A 16,533-nucleotide genomic window follows, 5' to 3' on the forward strand; every position below is an offset into this window, starting at 1 on the left:
CAACAAGGTGCTTCACGCCGGCGGAGAGGGTCAGATGGCCGCAATGAAGCAACGCGCACCGACATCAGCACCGTGCAGGTCACGCAAGCACCCTGTTGTCATCTACCCTGTCGGTAGCGTGCTGTCCCGCGCATCGCACCTGCCAATCACAGGCAGCGAAGGCCGCCCCAAGGACAGTCATTCGCGGCCAGTGGCCAGACCAACAGCTGACGCAAAACATCGATGTCGCTCAGGTCTCACAGGACCTGATGACGATATCAGCGGGCGCGGAACGCATGACGCCGCGCGCCGCAGCGCAATCGCCCTTCGAGCCTTCGCTGCAGACTCCACGAGATGATGTCGCGGGAGCCCGAAAGCCGCCTGCGCAGGCAAGACAGCAAGACGCCCAGTCATTCATGGGCCAACGACACAAGACCGCTCGGGCATGAAGCCCGGGTAATCATTCGATATCCGTGCCGAAGGCCGGCGTCGATGAATCGGCAAATGCCAGGTGTTAGGGAAGAGACCGCAGGGCCGGAGGAGTACAAATCCCCGCAACACGTCCTGCCTCTTCCAAGTACTCAACATGATCATGCCGCATGTGGCCCGTCCACGGACTTGCCTGCATGCGAAAAACGCATTCCACGACATGCGCTGAGCACAACACGAAGCGGAAAACGGTTCCTCGTCGCCGACGCACAATGCGGCTGCCCTTCGGCACGCCCAGTCTAGCGAGACGACATGAAACGGATGCTCATCAACGCGACCCAGCCGGAAGAGCTGCGCGTCGCACTGGTCGACGGACAACGCCTTTACGATCTCGACATCGAGTCCGGCGCCCGCGAACAGAAGAAAGCCAATATCTACCGCGGCAAGATCACCCGCATCGAGCCCAGCCTCGAAGCCTGCTTCGTCGACTTCGGCGCCGAACGCCACGGCTTCCTGCCGCTCAAGGAAATCTCCCGCGAGTACTTCTCCAAGGACCCCGGCCAGGGCCGTCCCAACATTCGTGAAGTGCTCAAGGAAGGCCAGGAAGTCATCGTCCAGGTCGACAAGGAAGAACGTGGCAACAAGGGCGCCGCCCTGACCACCTTCATCAGTCTGGCCGGCCGTTTCCTCGTGCTGATGCCCAACAACCCGCGTGCCGGTGGTATCTCCCGCCGCATCGAGGGCGAAGAGCGCGCTCAGCTGAAGGAAGCGATGAACAGCCTGACCCTGCCGGACAAGATGGGCGTCATCGTGCGCACCGCCGGCATCGGCAAGAGCGCCGAAGAGCTGCAGTGGGACCTCGACTATCTCGCCCAGGTGTGGGACGCAGTAACCAAGGCCGCCTCCAGCCGCCCTGCCCCCTTCCTGATCTACCGTGAATCCAACGTCATCATCCGTGCCATGCGCGATTACCTGCGCAATGACATCGGTGAGGTACTGATCGACTCTCCGGAAGTCCAGGAAGAAGCGCTGTCCTTCGTGCGTCAGGTGATGCCGAGCTACCAGCAGAAGATCAAGCTCTACGAAGACGACGTGCCGCTGTTCTCGCGCTTCCAGATCGAATCCCAGATCGAGACCGCCTACCAGCGTGAAGTGAAGCTGCCCTCCGGTGGCGCCATCGTCATCGACCACACCGAAGCCCTCGTCTCCATCGACATCAACTCCGCTCGCGCCACCCGCGGCAGTGATATCGAGGAAACCGCGCTGCAGACCAACCTGGAGGCCTCCGACGAGATCGCCCGCCAGCTGCGTCTGCGCGACATTGGCGGCCTGGTGGTGATCGATTTCATCGACATGACGCCGGCACGCAACCAGCGTGAAGTCGAGAACCGTGTGCGCGACGCGCTCAAGATCGACCGCGCTCGTGTCCAGATCGGTCGCATCTCACGCTTCGGCCTGATGGAAATGTCGCGTCAGCGTCTGCGCCCGTCACTGGGCGAGACCAGCGGCGTGGTCTGCCCGCGCTGTGACGGCCAGGGCACCATCCGTGACGTGCGCTCCATGGCGCTCTCCATCATGCGCCTGATCGAAGAAGAGGCCATGAAGGAGCGCAGCTCGCAGATCCGCGCCATCCTGCCGGTGCCGGTCGCGACCTACCTGCTCAACGAGAAGCGCGCCACGCTGTTCGACATCGAACGTCGTCAGGGCGTGAATGTCGTGCTGCTGCCGAACCCGGAGCTCGACACGCCGCACTACGAAGTCGTGCGTCTGCGTGACGACCACGTCGATGAAGACGGTGCCGACAAGTCCAGCTTCGAGCTGTCCGTCGAGACCGAAGTCGGCAAGGAACCGGATCCGAACTTCGACAAGCCGCCGGCGCGCACTGAAGCAGCCGTCAAGAGCGTGTCCCACACCACGCCTGCCCCGGTTGCCGCACCGGAAGCGCCTGCCGCAGCGCCCGCCGCAGTGGCCGAGAGCGCTGACAGCAGCAATGACAGCGATAGCCGCAACGGCAACGGCAAGAACAACGGCAATCGTCGTCGCAACGGCAACGGCAGCAGCAACGGCCGCAACCGTCAGGAGTCGCGCAACGAGTCTCGTAATGACACTCGCAGCGAAGGCCGCAACGACAGCCGTCAGAGCTCGCGCAATGACAACCGTCAGGGCAATCGCTCGAGCCAGGGCAATGACACCCGCGCTCAGGCCAGCAAGCAGGAAGTCGTGGCGCAGTCTTCAGCCCAGACTCCCGTCAGGACTGCCGCTCCGGCCACCGGTGGCGGCCTGCTGTCGCGCCTGGCCCGAGGCTTCAGCCGTCTGCTGGGCAATGACAGCGATACCGCCGTGCCGGCCAAGTCCAGCGAAGCCCGCAAGGCACTGGAAAAGGCCCGCGAGCGTCGCGAGACCGTCAGTGAAGCCAGCGCTCCGGCAGCGGCTCGCAACGACTCCCGCAATGGCCGCAACGCTGAACGTAGCAACGACCGCAACAACGACCGCAGTAATGACGGCCGTGGCAACAACGAGCGTGATGACAATCGCAAGGACTCCCGTCGTCGCAATGACAACGCGTCACGCAACAACGACGGCGAGTCACGCAACAGCGGCAACGATTCCCGCGGCAACGACGCTGACAGCAGCAGCCAGAACGATGGCCGCAGCAACAGCAAGCGCCGTCAGCGCAACGACCGTGGCAACCGTCGCAAGTCCAACGAGTCGCGTCAGGACAGCCAGCAGGAAATCGTCACCAACGACAGCAAGCCGCAGGCCGAACCGGAGCAGACGCCGCAGGCTGACAACAGCCCGAAAGCCGAAGCCAGGAGCAGCGACAGCCAGAACGCCAAGGCCGACAACGCCAGCAAGCGCGATTCCGGCAAGCGCAGCGACAAGCCGGCGCGTGGTGAAAAGCCGGCCAAGACTGACAAGGCCGAGCAGGTCGACAGCAAGCAGGCACGCGAGTCCATCAAGGCAGCCGAACAGGCCGAGCAGGTGGAACAGCAGGTCAGCAACGAAGACCAGCAGACCCGCAACAACCCGCGTGTTCGCAGCCGTCAGCATGCTCTGAACCCGCAGGCGGTCGAAGAGCAGAAGTCGCTCAAGGCCATGACGCTTGCAGGCCCGCAGGCAGCCGCTGCTTCGGCAGCCGCCACTTCGGCAACCACTGCGGTACCGGCCATTGCCGAGGAAGGTGCCGAAGCCGTCAGCGCCACTACCGCTGCCCCGCAAGGCGAAGCCAATGCCCCGCAAGGCAAGGAAAGCGCCCCGCAAAGCAACGACAGCGCCTCGCAGGGTGAAAACAGCACCGCTGCACAGGACGCACCGGCCAGCGCCGAGCAGTCTGCCAGCGCAGACCTCACGGCTGCCGTTGCACCGGAAGTCAGCGAGCCGAGCAACGAGACGCTGAGAGAGACGGTAGCCCCTGAGTCAGCGGCATCCGATGCGCAAGCGTCTGAGTCTGAGCCAGCGACAGCGGAAGTGCCCGAGCCGGTCGTCGAAGCACCTGTCGAAGCACCCGCCGAAGAGGCGTCCGAAGCGCCTGTCACTGGCGCTCACCAGGCGCAGAAGACTGAGCAGCACGCCGACCAGCGCACTGAGCAGCACGCCGTCCAGCAGCCAAGCGTGCACCAGCCGCAGGCCAGCGCAGCTGACGACGCCGTCGACACGCCGGCCGTCACCGCTGCAGAAGTCGCGCCGGAAGCAGCGGCCGATGAGCAGTCGCTGAAGGAAAGCGTGACCGGCGAAGCCGCTGCGCCTGAAGCGCAAGCTGCCGAGCAGACCGAAGCTCAGGCACCTGTCGCTGAAGCAGAGGAAGCGGTCGCCGCTGAAGCCGACACTGCCAGCCAGCCTGCGCAGACTGTGGCGGAAGAACCTGCCGTGGAAGAACCTGCCGTGGAAGACGCTGCCGTGGAAGACGCTGCCGCTGAACAGCCTGTACAGGAGACCGCGCACGAAGAGACTCCCCAGCAGACTGAGACCAGCGAGGCGAAGGTGACGCAAAACGCTGACGTGGCCAGCGCTGAGATTGAGCCTGCTGTCAGCACTGAGCGCACCGCAGATACTGTCGCTGAAGCTGCGGAAGGCTCTCAATCAGCTGAAGGCTCTGATTCTGCTGACGGCTCTGATGCTACTGCTGAAGGTGCCGAAAGCGCCGTCAGCGCCAGCGTCGAGAATGCGCCGGCCGAGGCAGCGTTCGCGACTGCCGAACGTCACGACAATGTCGCCGTGGCGCAAGCCGTGAGCGACGACTCCCATACAGGGGAAGTCGCTGACAGCGAGCACAAGCAGGCACCGAGCGAGCAAGGCGAGACGACAGCGGCAGAAGGCGTGCAGCAGGACAGCACGCAGCCAGCCACCGAGACCCGCCGTCGCCGTGGCGAACGCGCCTATAACGATCCGCGTGAAGTGCGTCGTCGTGAGCGTGAAGCTGCCGAACGTGCTGCCGCACAACAGGCCAGCGCAGAGACTCAGGACACGACCGCTCAGGATGACAGCAACACGTCTCACTGAGGCCTGAGGCTGGCGGTCTGAGGCTGGCGCCCTGCCCCTGCCGCCACTCTGGCGCCCCTTTCAGCCACAAGCGCTGAAGGGGGCGCCAGAGTGGCAGCAAGACAGGGACTATGTGAAGGTCTATGCCAGCCGCTCCCGTTGAGCAGCAAGTCAGAACCAAGCACTGAAAACAAGAACGCCCCGCAGGCTTGCCTGCGGGGCGTTCTTGTTTTCAGTGCATGCTATTTTCAGCGCCTTGTGTGCGTGCCTTCACTTCAGCGCAGGTCTCATGTGCACGACTCTGGGCCTCAGCCCTCGGGCGGCATCATCCCAAGCTCCCGCGGCTCCTGCTCGAGCCAGACCCCGAAGCGGGTGTGGACTGCCTCACGCACTTCCTGCGCCAGTGCCAGCAGCTCCGTGACGGCCCCCTCGCCGAAGTGCACCAGCACCAGCGCCTGCTGAGCATGCACGCCGACATGGCCTCTGCGCACGCCCTTGAGACCACATTGATCGATCAGCCAACCTGCTGCCAGCTTGATGCTGCCATCGGCCTGCGGGTAATGCGGCAAGCTCGGGAAGCGGGTCAGCAGCGCCTGGGCCTCAGCCTGGGGAAGCTGTGGATTCTTGAAGAAACTGCCGGCATTGCCGAGTTGCGCGGGGTCGGGCAACTTCTCACTGCGCGTGGCAATCACCGCCAGGGCGACCTGCAACGGCGTCACTTCCTCCCCTTGCGGCAGCGCCGCACTGACGCGCTGGGCGAGATCACCATAACCGAGCCGGGGCGACGCCTGGCGCGACACCTGCAACTCCAGACGCGTGATCAGCACGCGATGCTCAAGCGCGCCCTTGAAGATGCTGTCGCGATAGCCGAAACCGCATTCCTCGCGATTCATCCAGCGGCAGCTGCCATCTTCCAGCGACATGACCTCCAGGCGCAGCAGATGGTCTGCCAGCTCGACACCATAGGCGCCGATATTCTGGATAGGCGCCGCACCGCAGCAACCGGGAATCAGCGCCAGATTTTCATAGCCCCACCAGCCAGCGGCGGCCAGCTCCATCACCAGGGCATGCCAGCGCTTGCCGGCTTCGACGGAGACCGTGGCCGTCAGGCCGTCTTCTGCCGGCGTGATGGTGACCTCGTCAAAGGCCGGACGCATGACATGGGCATCCAGCCACGGCAGCAATACCAGATTGCTGCCGCCGCCGATCACCACCAGGCGCTCACCAGCCTGCCGGGAGGCCAGCACCTGTGCCCTGGCCGCCTCGACGGTGTGGGGCTCACTCAGGGCGCGGGCGCGCGCCGAGAAGCCCAGCGTATTGCAGCCATCCAGCGCCACCCCCTCACGTTGCGAGGTGTCGCCAGCGTTCTGATCACTGGATACCTGAGTCATGAGCGCGCCCGCGCCGTGGTCGCCGCAGGCAGTGCCGCAATGAGCGCCTCGCAGGCCACATCGATCAGATCCAGCACACGCTCGAAGGCATCGGGCCCCCCGGTGTAGGGGTCCGGCACCTCACGACTGCCCGCTGCCAGCGCGGGCAGCGGGGTCGGCAGCAGGTCCAGCAGGCGACCGATCAGCGCCTGATCACCACTGTTGCTGCGTGCAGCCAAGGCACGGGTATCGGCAAGATTGGCGTCGTCCATCACCAGAATCAGATCGAAGTCGTGGAAGTCCTGCTCGCACAACTGACGGGCACGCAGCGTGCTGATGTCGTGTCCGCGCTTGGCCGCATGGGCGATGGCCCGCGCATCAGGCTGACCGCCGACATGCCAGTCACTGGTGCCGCAGCTGTCCACCGTGACGACCTGATCCAGGCCATGGCGCGTCAGCGCCGCACGCAACACGCCTTCGGCACTCGGTGAGCGGCAGATATTGCCCAGGCACACCATCAGGATGCGCTCCAATGGCGCCTGACGCTGGGCCAGTTGCTCAAGAAGCTCGCTCATCAGGCCTCTCCGCTCTCGCTGCCTGCCGCTGCTTGCGCCAGCCAGTCGCGCACGCGCTCGAGATCCTCCGGCGTATCGACACCGGCCGGATGCGCCGTGCAGGCAATGGCCACCTGGATGGCATGACCATGATGCAGCGCGCGCAGCTGTTCGAGCTGTTCGAGCTGCTCCAGCGGGGCCGGCAGCCAGTCGACGTAATCGGTCAGGAAGCTGGCACGATAGGCGTAGAGGCCGATATGGCGCAGCCAGGAATCGGTGGCCAGCATGTCCGGCGGCGTGGTGAAGTGCTCGCGGTCCCACGGGATAGGCGCACGCGAGAAGTACAGGGCACGCCCGCGCAGGTCACGCACCACCTTGACCACATTGGGGTTGAACAGGCTGTCGACGCTGGCGATCGACTCCGCCAGCGTGGCGATCGAGGCACCCGCGTCTTCCTCGAGACGCACCGCCACCTGATCGATCAGCGCCGCCGGCAGCAATGGCTCATCGCCCTGGACGTTGACCACCAGGGTCTCGGGGGCCAGCGCCAACAGCGTGACCACCTCGGCAAGGCGGTCCGTCCCGCTGGGATGATCGCCACGCGTCATCACGACCTCGGCCCCGAAGCCCTTACAGGCCTCACGGATGCGCTCGTCATCGGTGGCGATCACGACCCGACTGGCCTGACTGGCACAGGCATTGCGCCAGACATGCTCGATCATCGGCTGGCCATGAATGTCCGCCAGGGGCTTGCCCGGCAGGCGTGAGGAGTTGAAGCGCGCCGGAATCACGACCACGAAGCCGGACTCGCCCTCTGAACGGCTGTCGTCTGCCTGCCCCTGCTGCAGAAGGTCACTCATCAGCCGCGGCTCCCCTTGAGCTTCTCATCGGCATCCATCTGGCGCGCTTCTTCTTCCAGCATGACGGGAATGCCGTCGCGTACCGGATAGGCGAGGCCATCGTAGAAGCACTTGAGCTCGGCATTCGCCGCATCATAGGTCAGCTTGGCCTGACACAGCGGGCAAACCAGTAGCGCGAGCAGTTCCTTGTCCATCGAGACATCTCCGGAATAACAGCAGAAAAGAAAGAAAATTCAGCGATCAAGCACTCAGAGCGCTTCAAGGCGTTTGGCGAGCCAGTCCACCAGCGCCTGATCCGGACGCGCTTCGACATCCAGCGCCCAGCAGCGCTCATTGGCGAAGCTGCGACACTTGACGGCGTCCTTGGCGGTCATCACCACGGGCAGATTGTCGGAAAAGCGCAGATCCGTCGGCGTGAAACGATGGTGGTCCGCCAGCGGACGCGGCAGATGCTCGACCCCGAGGTTGGTCAGGGTGCGGAAGAAGCGCTGCGGATTGCCGATACCGGCCAACGCATGCACCTGACCACTGAACGGCAGCTGGTGGGCAGGATAGCGCACGTCGTCGATCAGGTGGCGCCAGTGGACCGGCGTCAGCTTCATGCAATGCGATTCCACCGGCAGGCGCGAGCAGTCGATGACACCGTTGGAGATCACCGCATCGACACTGGCGAGGCGCGACAACGGCTCGCGCAGCGGCCCGGCGGGCAGGCAACGCTGATTGCCGAAGGCACGCTCACCGTCCACGACCACCAGCTCGATATCGCGCCCCAGCGCATGATGCTGCAGACCATCATCGGAGAGCAGAATGTCGCAGCCGGCGGCAATCAGGCGCCGCGCCGCGCTCGGGCGATCCGGGTCGACCGCCACCGGCAGGCCGGTCTGCTGGGCCAGCATCACCGGCTCATCGCCGGCATGCTGGGGATCGGTATCGGCCTGCACGTAGAGGGGGTAGCGCGGCGAATGCCCGCCGTAGCCGCGCGAGATGATGCCCGGGCGCCAGCCCTGCTCGCTCAACCAGCGCCCCAGCCAGGCGACCAGCGGCGACTTGCCGGTACCACCGACGGTGATGTTGCCGATCACGATCACCGGCACCGGCGCCTTCCAGACCTCACGCTTGCCGGTGAGATAGGCATTGCGCTTGCGCGCCACCACATTCTTGTAGACATGTTCCAGCGGGCGCAGCAGATGAAGCCAGCCAGCGCCGCGATACCAGGCGTCTACCAGTCGTTCACTCATGCGTCTGCCGTCTCCCGGAACTGGATGCGATGCAGCGCGGCATAAGCACCTTCCTGAGCAATCAATGATTCGTGGGTGCCGTCTTCGATGATCTCGCCATCATCCATCACCAGGATGCGGTCCGCCTTCTCGATGGTGGACAGACGGTGGGCGATCACGAAGGTCGTCCGGCCCTGACACACTTCTTCCAGCGCGCGCTGGATATAGCGTTCGGATTCGGTATCCAGCGCCGAGGTGGCCTCGTCCAGCACCAGGATCGGCGAGTCCTTGTAGATGGCACGCGCGATGGCGATACGCTGGCGCTGACCACCGGAGAGCATCACGCCATTGTCGCCGACGATGGTGTCGTAGCCTTCGCTCATGCGCTCGATGAATTCGTGGGCATAGGCCGCACGCGCCGCCTCTTCCACCCGCGCCTTGTCGACCTCACCGGTGCCATAGGCGATGTTGGCGGTCAGGTCGGCATTGAACAGGGTGACATTCTGCGAGACCAGCGCGATCTGCTGACGCATCGGGCGCAGCTTGTAGTCCTCGATGGCGACATCATCGATCAGGATGCGGCCGGTGGTCGGTGCGTAGAAGCGCGGCAACAGGCTCATCAACGTCGACTTGCCCGACCCCGAACGCCCGACGATGGCGACCATCTGCCCCGGCTTCACCTCCAGATCGATGCCCTTGAGCACCTCCGGCTGATGGTCTGCATAGCGGAAGTGGACATTGTCGAAGCGCACACGCCCCTCGAGGCGACCCTCGGGCACCAGGGTGCCGTTGTCCGGCTCTGCAGGCGTATCCAGCAGACCGAACAGTTCTTCCGAGGCCGCCATGCCCTTCTGGATCTCGCCGTTGACTTCGGTCAACTGACGTACCGGCTTGGCCATCATCGAAGCGGCGGTGATGAAGCCGACGAACTCACCGGCGCTCATGCCGGCCATCAGTTCCGGCGCCATCGCCAGCCACACCAGCGTGGCCAGTGCCACGGCGATCAACAGCTGGATGACCGGCGTGGCGGTGGCCTTGGTCAGCGCTTCCTTCATCTTCTGCTCGCGGTTGTACTCACTGACCGCCGCGAAGCGTGCCTTCTCGTAATCCTCGGCACCGTGGGTACGCACGACCCGATGGCCGGACAGCGCCTCGGAAGCGACATGGGTCACCTCGCCCATCGAGCCCTGGATACGCTTGGAGAGCTTGCGGAAGCGCTTGCTGGCATAGCTGACCACCCAACCGATCAGCGGCGTGACCGCGATGAACACCAGCGTCAGCTTCCAGTTGGTCCAGAACAGATAGCCCAGCAGGCCGAGCACGAAGAAGCCTTCGCGCAGGATGATGGTCAGCGCCTTGGTGGCTGCGCCGGTGATCTGCTCGACATGGTAGGTGACGCGGGTGATGAGATGGCCGGTGGAGTTCTCGTCGAAATAGCGCCCCGGCAAGTGCAGCATGTGGTTGAACACCGTGGTACGCAGGGTGTGGACCACGTTGCGCGCCACATCACTCATGCAGTAGGTGCCCAAGAAGGTGCCGACGCCGCGCACGGCGAACATGCCGATCACGAACAGCGGCAGGAACAGTCTGAACTGGGCGTCAGGATTCTGAATGCCGTCGATCAGGCGCTTCATCATCTCGGCCAGCGCCGTACTCGAGGCACCGTAGATGATGTAGCCGACGACGGCGGCCAGAAACATCTTCCAGTACGGGCGAACGTAGCCGAGCAAGCGGCGGTAATGAATCCAGGTGGAGTCGCGACTCACGGGGTCTCCATAGACTTGGGCGGCGCCCTCATGGGGCATCCGGTGATGATGATTCCGTCCCGATACGCGTACTAATGCGCACACGGGTGATACCCACTTCAGCGGCGGCGTCCAGCGCCGTGACCACCTTGGCGTGGGGCGTGCGGCCATCGGCTTCGAGGATCAACCCGAAGCGATCTGCCTGGTCCTTGTACTGCGCAAGTTGCGCTCCCAGTTCATCCTCGCCGAGGCTTGCCTCGCCGAGCGTAAAATCACCTGCCGCCCCGATGCTCAGGATCAAGGGCGCCTGCTCTACCGCGCTGGCCTGACTGGACTGCGGCAGGATGAGGTCCAGCGCTCGACGGCTATCGAAGGTCGTCGAGACCATGAAGAAGATCAGCAGCAGAAACACCACGTCGATCAGCGGGGTGAGATTGACCTCCACCGACTCACGCTGGCGACGCGGAAACCTCATGACGGCCTCCCGGCACCTGCCCCCTTGCCATCATCGCCACCATAGGGGTCATCGGCGTCACGACGCATGTAGGCCGGCAGGTCTTCCGGCAGGCGCTCATGGGGCTCCGGCACCTGGCCGGGGCGCTGGCCCGGGCGACGGTCGATGCCGTCATGGCTCTCGGCCAGCCCGAGCTCGCCCTGATGGTGCGAGATATATTCCACCACCTGCCCTGCCTGCTCCTCCATGTTGACGGTGATGTCCTCGACACAGCGCTGGAAATAGCGGTGGAACATCAGTGCCGGAATCGCCACCGTCAAGCCGGACGCCGTCGTCACCAGCGCCTGGGAAATCCCGCCGGCCAGCTCCTGGGCGCGCTCGGCGCTGCCCGCATCGACGATCACGGCGAAGACGTCGATCATGCCGACCACCGTGCCCAGCAGCCCCAAAAGCGGCGTGATGGCGGCGATGGTGCCCAGCGGACTCAGGAAGCGCTCCATGTCATGGATGACGGCCACGGCCGACTCCTGCATGCGCGCGCGTACCTGCTCATTGCCCAGGCGCGCATTGCGCAGTCCCGCCGCCAGCACGTTGCCCAGCGGCGAATGACTCTCCAGCCAGTAGACATTGACCTGTCCCTGGCTGATCAGTTCACACACCTGCTGTCCCAGGCCCTTCGGCGCGATGCGTCGACGACGCAGCGTCCACAGGCGCTCGAGGATGATGGCCAGTGCCACGACGGAACATCCGAGGATGGGGAGCATCAAGACTCCCCCTGCGTACAAGGCTTCCAGCATGTGACCTCTCCCTTGGTCTCGATGCCTCTGCGGGCACCATTGTTGTCGTGTCAGATGTCACGCGCCATCCCTGTCGCGCAGGCCGTATGAATCCGCCATGCATCTGATCATTCAGCGGATTTTACCCCAAGGCACCTCACTCCGATACCGCCAGCCCTGCGCGCTGGTTGCAGCCGCTCCCCCTGCGGCGACCACTCCCAGTACAAGGCACCATCCAGCCCGACATGCCAGAGACACTCGACATGACGCGCCAGACGCTCCACCACGTCCGGATGCGGATGACCATGCGGATTGTAGCGACCGGCGCTGACAATCGCGTGACGCGCCGCCAGGCTCTCAAGCCAGGCATCATCACTGCTGGAGCGGCTGCCGTGATGTGCGACCACCAGCAACGGCAAGCCGCGCCCGGCCAGGCGCTGGCGCAGCGTCGCCTGCAACTCGCGCTCCTGCTGCTGGCCGATATCGCCGGTCAGCAACGCCAGCGGGCGCGCGCCATGTGCTATCAAGACCACACAGGAGTGCGCGTTGTCACGTCGGGTCTTCAACCCTGCTGGCGGCCACAGCATCTCAAGGCGCACGGGCTGGCCCTGCAGCTGACCGAGGGTGATGCTGCGCCCGGCGACACACTCCCGCATTGCCACCTCATCGAGCCAGCTTACCTGACGCTCCAGTCGCGCCCGCTGCCCGGCCGGCACCCACAAGGCGGCGATCTCCTCGGCAGACAGCGCCTGCAGGCCGCCGGCGTGATCGCCATCCCCGTGACTCATGATCACGCCGATAGGCTCTCCCACCGCGGATGGCGCCCCCGGCAAGCGGGCGCTGGCATTGCGCGACGCCGCCCCCAGGTCGTAACGCCAGTGCCTCGGCACCTGCCGTGACGCGTCAGTCGAGTCACTCGCGCTCGGCGAAAGATGGCTGTGCAGCGACAGCGCCAGCCCCTGTCCGACATCGTGCACCGTCAGACTGAGCGCGGGCGCCCGGGGCGAGAACGAGGCGGCGGCTGTCGCGCGCGTGCCGGCGTCCCGCCCGACGGTGGCCAGCGCCGCCGGTGACCACGGCAAGGCCAACACCGCCAGTGACAGCCCCCAGCAGAGAGCCACGCTGCCACACAGGCGCTTCAGACGGCCATCGAGGCCCGGCACACCCTCCGCCAGCCAGGCACCCATCAGGGCCATCAGCGCGAGCGTCAGGATCAGGGCCGAGGGAGTGGCGTCCGACAGGCCCGCCGCCATTGGCGCCTGCGGCCAGCGCCCCTGCGTCGACGCAAGCGAAGACAAGGTCTCCATCGTCTGCGCCATGCCCTGTGCCAGCAGCTGCCATAGACCGCCGCTGAACACACCGTCAGCGAGCATCGCCGCGGGCCGTGACGGGACGAGTCCCGTGGTAAGCAACAGCTGCTCGAGTCCCGCCAGCCCCCAGCCCAGCATGCCAAGCGGCACGATCAATAACGTCACCAAGGGCGCCATCAGCAGATTCATCGGCAGCGACAGCCAGGACAGCTGGCCGCGCGAAAGCAGCAGGGCCGCGCCCATGACCAGCGTCAGCAACCACTGGCTGCGCAACGTGGCCAGACACCAGCCGCGCATTCCTCGCGGTCGCGAGCGGCCCTGCCAGGCCAGCAGCAACACCGCCACGGCGATGAATGATAGCCAGGTGCCCGGGCGCCACAGCGCCAGCGGGTCCAGCCCCAGCACCAGAATCAGCGCCAGCATCCAGACCTGCCAGACACCCAGGCCGCTGCGGCCACTCGCCATCCAAAGCCCGACCGTCACCATCAAGGCGGCGCGCAGTGCCGGCGGCGCCAGACCTGCCAGCAAGGCGAAACTCCAGGCCGCCAGACAGGCAAGCCACCAGGGTGCAACGCTGAATCGCCACCCGCCCGGCCGCCAGAGGCGCAGCACGCCGAAACTCAGCCCCAGCACCAGGCTGGCCATCAATCCGACATGCAGCCCCGACACCACCGCCAGATGCGTCAGTCCCGTGGCGTTCAGCGTGTCCCAGTCGTCGTGGGTCAGTGCCGAGACCTTGCCCAGCGTCAATGCTGCCAGCCAGCGACAGGGCGACCCCGGCCAGTCGACCAGCGCCTCGCCTTCGCCTTCGCCGCAGCGCTGCCACAGAGCCTGCTCGGCATGCAGGCGCAGTGCTGCCAGCCCGCCTGGCGGCGCCAAGTGCTGCGCAAGGGACAGTTGGCGCACGTAACCCGTGGCGACGATACCTTCGCGCCAAAGCCAGGCGACACGGTCAAACTCCGCTGGGCTCGCTGAGCGCCCGAAGGCCGGGTTGCTGGCGCCATGAGGCGGCACCAGACGCACGACCATGCGCCAGCGCTCACCGGCCTGCCAGGGAGTCGCCAGCGCCTCGCGTGTCGCAACATCGCGGGGCTGCTTGCGTGGCCAGTAGCGCCGAAGCTGGACCCGCTGATCCAGCAGCCGCTGACAGGCGGCCTGACGCCCGGCATCAGCACTGGGTACCTCCGTCGGCTGGAAGAGATCACAGCGCGAGACACGCAGCACCAGGCGCACCGAGTCATCAGGCGTCGGCAGTACGCGGTTGACCTGTTCGACCCGGCCTTCCAGCCACAGCTCCTGGCGCGTCAACGCCTCCGCCATCACCAGCGGCTGCTGCAGAAGGCCGATCACCAGCCCGCCCCCCAGCGCTGCAGAGAGTCGCAGGCTCAAGGCCCCGAGCCGAGAGCGGCGTGGCTCAACGTCGGGAGCAGAGTGCGCGAAAGCACGGGCGGGAATGGCGGCCAAGGCCCCTGTCACCATCAGCCAGCAGAGCAGCAAGGCGGCCAACATCAGGTTGTCGCTCAGCGTCATGAAGGCGGCCCAGCCATGCGCCCCACCCTCTTGCGCACCGAGCCCTGCCGATGAGCGTGACTGCCAATCCGCGCCCCACTCGCCCTGGCGTGACAGCCAGATGCCCGCCACCAGTCCCGCCAGCAGCTGGGCCAGCGAGGCCGGTGACAGCCAGAATCGAGCGGGATGGGACGATTTATTCACGGTGGCGCCTGACATGTTGCTGGCCTCTTGCAAGGTCACCCATGGCGCAGCCCGTCAGGCATGGCGCGGGCTTTGCTGTACTCAGTGCCGAATCGAGACACGCGGGTTGCAGATCACGAACCGGATAACTGCGCAGTCAGCATGGCAGTCCTGTAGCCATGTATGGATAATGGCCGGCGTTGAATGCCAAATGGCCAAGTCATGCCTCGTCGTCTACTCAAGCGGCTCATGCCGGAACCGGATGCCCTCAAGCGCAAGAAGTCGCTGCGCTTCATGCATCACCTGATCGCCGATCCCGCACTGTGGGCGTTGTCGCGACGCACTGTGGCCAATGCCTGCATGGTGGGGCTGTTCTGTGCGCTGCTGCCGATTCCCTTCCAGATGGTGGTGGCCGCCTTCGGTGCCTGGGCACTGCGCTGCAACCTCGCGCTGTCGGTGGGTCTGGTGTGGGTGACCAACCCGCTGACCATGCCGGTGGTCTACTACGCGACCTACCGCGTGGGTGCCTGGATGCTGGACACGCCCGCACGCGTGATGCCGGACCAGGTCTCCGCGGCCTGGTTCGCCAACCAGCTGGAAGACATCCTGCCCGCCCTGGCGCTGGGCTCGCTGGTCAGCGCCGTCGTCCTCGCGCTGCTGGCCAACATGCTGGTCCGCCTCTTGTGGCGCTATCAGGTGGTGCGCAACTGGCGCAGCCGCCGCAAGGCGCGCCTGGCCGCCAGACGTTGCAGCAAGGAGCAGTCGTCACGCCAGAACGCTGAGCAGGACACGGACAAGCTCTGAACGCTGCCGACAGACGCGCATGACAAACGCCCCGCCATCTCTCGATGGCGGGGCGTTTGGCTTTCTGGCTAGCGTGAATCAATCAGCGGCTCGACTCAATCCTCGTGCAGCTTGCCGCCGTCCAGGCGCAGCACACGGTGCTGGTGAGCGGCCAGACCGTTGTCGTGGGTCACGATGATGAAGGCCGCCTGCGCTTCACGCGCAATGTCATCCATCAGCTCGAGAATGCGCGCCGCCGTGGTCTGGTCCAGGTTGCCGGTCGGCTCGTCCATCAGCACCAGGCTCGGGTCGGTCACCAGCGCACGCGCGATGGCGACGCGCTGGCGCTCACCCCCGGACAGCTCGCCCGGCTTGTGATCGGCGCGCGGTGCCATGCCGACCCGCTCCAGCAGCTTGCGCGCCTTGACGGCGGCCTCGGCGCGCTTGTGGCCACGGATGATCAACGGCATCGCCACGTTCTCTTCGGCACTGAATTCCGCCAGCAGGTGGTGGAACTGATACACGAAGCCGATGTGCTGATTGCGGAAGCTGCCCAGCGCCGACTCGCTGAGTTCGGACAGGCGCTGGCCGGCCACCTTCACGATGCCTTGGGAGGGGTGGTCCAGTCCGCCGAGCAGGTTGAGCAGCGTGGTCTTGCCGGAGCCGGAGCTGCCGACGACGGCGACTCGCTCACCGGCATGCACGCGCAGCTCCAGCTCGTCGAGCACCTGTACCTCTTGCGGGCCCTCATCGTAACTGCGACTCAGGCGCTCACAGATCAGCATCGGCTTGCCGTGGGCCTGACCCGGCGCGTGAGTGTCAGAAGCCGACGTCGGCATGGCGGTGTCTCCAGCAGCGGAACGGATGGATGCATCAGATGGTGTC

The 16,533-nt window shown here is 65.4% G+C and carries 12 protein-coding genes; 2 read left to right on the forward strand and 10 right to left on the reverse strand.

The genetic code is table 11. The features are described 5' to 3' along the window. The first annotated feature begins 720 nt into the window (after positions 1-720). Entirely contained in the window at positions 721-4,908 is a 4,188-nt protein-coding gene (rne, locus tag QD208_RS07235) for a ribonuclease E (protein WP_279836370.1), read from the forward strand. Positions 4,909-5,195: 287 nt separating this feature from the next. Here the strand turns inward: rne and murB are convergent, their stop codons facing one another. The 9 genes from murB to QD208_RS07280 all read right to left on the reverse strand — a co-directional run bounded on the left by murB (position 5,196) and on the right by QD208_RS07280 (position 14,886). Further along, positions 5,196-6,278 (reverse strand): UDP-N-acetylmuramate dehydrogenase, encoded by a 1,083-nt coding sequence (gene murB, locus QD208_RS07240; protein WP_279836371.1) that lies wholly within the window; start codon positions 6,276-6,278, stop codon positions 5,196-5,198. Continuing rightward, a complete protein-coding gene (locus QD208_RS07245; protein ID WP_279836372.1) occupies positions 6,275-6,832 on the reverse strand; it encodes a low molecular weight phosphotyrosine protein phosphatase in 558 nt (185 codons plus the stop codon). Before QD208_RS07245 ends, murB begins: the two co-directional genes overlap by 4 nt. Beyond that, positions 6,832-7,671: a 3-deoxy-manno-octulosonate cytidylyltransferase gene (gene kdsB, locus QD208_RS07250; RefSeq protein WP_279836373.1), complete on the reverse strand. Its 840-nt coding sequence runs from the start codon at positions 7,669-7,671 to the stop codon at positions 6,832-6,834. The genes QD208_RS07245 and kdsB overlap by 1 nt, the downstream gene beginning before the upstream one ends. Continuing rightward, on the reverse strand, positions 7,671-7,865 hold the full coding sequence (locus QD208_RS07255) for a Trm112 family protein (RefSeq protein ID WP_043331901.1): 195 nt from the start codon (positions 7,863-7,865) through the stop codon (positions 7,671-7,673). The genes kdsB and QD208_RS07255 overlap by 1 nt, the downstream gene beginning before the upstream one ends. 54 nt (positions 7,866-7,919) lie before the next feature. After that, the gene (gene lpxK, locus QD208_RS07260) at positions 7,920-8,909 is read right to left on the reverse strand and encodes a tetraacyldisaccharide 4'-kinase (RefSeq protein ID WP_054555010.1); all 990 of its coding nucleotides are present in this window, start codon (positions 8,907-8,909) and stop codon (positions 7,920-7,922) included. Next, a complete protein-coding gene (gene msbA / locus QD208_RS07265) occupies positions 8,906-10,654 on the reverse strand; it encodes a lipid A export permease/ATP-binding protein MsbA (protein WP_225347686.1) in 1,749 nt (582 codons plus the stop codon). The genes lpxK and msbA overlap by 4 nt, the downstream gene beginning before the upstream one ends. Before the next feature lie 28 nt (positions 10,655-10,682). Then, positions 10,683-11,108 carry a biopolymer transporter ExbD gene (locus QD208_RS07270; RefSeq protein ID WP_153635253.1) on the reverse strand — a complete coding sequence of 142 codons (426 nt, stop codon included), beginning with the start codon at positions 11,106-11,108 and terminating at the stop codon, positions 10,683-10,685. Continuing rightward, positions 11,105-11,884, reverse strand: coding sequence for a MotA/TolQ/ExbB proton channel family protein (locus tag QD208_RS07275; RefSeq protein WP_082388116.1), 780 nt, complete (start codon positions 11,882-11,884; stop codon positions 11,105-11,107). Before QD208_RS07275 ends, QD208_RS07270 begins: the two co-directional genes overlap by 4 nt. A gap of 107 nt (positions 11,885-11,991) precedes the next feature. Then, positions 11,992-14,886, reverse strand: a complete 2,895-nt coding sequence (locus tag QD208_RS07280) for a ComEC/Rec2 family competence protein (RefSeq protein WP_279836374.1) — start codon at positions 14,884-14,886, stop codon at positions 11,992-11,994. 201 nt (positions 14,887-15,087) lie between these two features. Here QD208_RS07280 and QD208_RS07285 point away from each other — a divergent pair, with 201 nt between their 5' ends. Beyond that, a complete protein-coding gene (locus QD208_RS07285; RefSeq protein WP_043331907.1) occupies positions 15,088-15,669 on the forward strand; it encodes a DUF2062 domain-containing protein in 582 nt (193 codons plus the stop codon). A 95-nt stretch (positions 15,670-15,764) separates the two neighbouring features. Here the strand turns inward: QD208_RS07285 and QD208_RS07290 are convergent, their stop codons facing one another. Continuing rightward, complete coding sequence (locus tag QD208_RS07290) at positions 15,765-16,487, reverse strand: ATP-binding cassette domain-containing protein (RefSeq protein ID WP_279836375.1); 723 nt, start codon at positions 16,485-16,487, stop codon at positions 15,765-15,767. Between the last annotated feature and the right edge of the window lie 46 nt (positions 16,488-16,533).

This window comes from Cobetia sp. 29-18-1 (assembly GCF_029846405.1).
GTDB lineage: Bacteria > Pseudomonadota > Gammaproteobacteria > Pseudomonadales > Halomonadaceae > Cobetia > Cobetia amphilecti.